The sequence below is a fragment of the Xenorhabdus vietnamensis genome (assembly GCF_002127535.1).
In the GTDB taxonomy this organism is placed as follows: Bacteria; Pseudomonadota; Gammaproteobacteria; order Enterobacterales; family Enterobacteriaceae; genus Xenorhabdus; species Xenorhabdus vietnamensis.
Window position 1 is genome coordinate 1 of sequence record NZ_MUBJ01000130.1, and the last position, 542, is coordinate 542.

The following is a 542-nucleotide window of genomic DNA, read 5'->3' on the forward strand; positions in this document are numbered from 1 at the left end:
TCGTAACAAGGTAACCGTAGGGGAACCTGCGGTTGGATCACCTCCTTACCTAGAGATAGTAGTTTTTGTTGCAGTGCTCACACAGATTGTCTGATGAAAGAAGAGACGGTATCGGCATAGGCTTGTAGCTCAGGTGGTTAGAGCGCACCCCTGATAAGGGTGAGGTCGGTGGTTCAAGTCCACTCAGGCCTACCAAATCTTACTTATGCAGTGTGATGAACAGTGTCGCTTATTAAGATAAGCGTTGCCCGTTTATGGCTGGCCTAAGCAAGGTGGCTCTGCATAACGATACCCCCCTGAATGGGGCTATAGCTCAGCTGGGAGAGCGCCTGCCTTGCACGCAGGAGGTCAGCGGTTCGATCCCGCTTAGCTCCACCATTCCTCTTCGAACAATTTTTTATTTCAGAATGCATTGGGGCAACCGAGTGTGTTGTGAAATATTTGCTCTTTAACAATCCGGAACAAGCTGAAAATTTGAAACACCCAGTCCCAGTCGTGAAGACGGGATTGGGGAGTCTCTCAAAACTCCAGTCCGAAGACAC

General features: G+C 49.4%; 2 tRNA genes. Both read left to right on the forward strand.

Annotated elements, in window-relative coordinates:
* The first annotated feature begins 118 nt into the window (after positions 1–118).
* Positions 119–195 (forward strand) — tRNA-Ile (locus Xvie_RS20540).
* 107 nt (positions 196–302) lie between these two features.
* Positions 303–378 (forward strand) — tRNA-Ala (locus Xvie_RS20545).
* Positions 379–542: the final 164 nt, after the last annotated feature.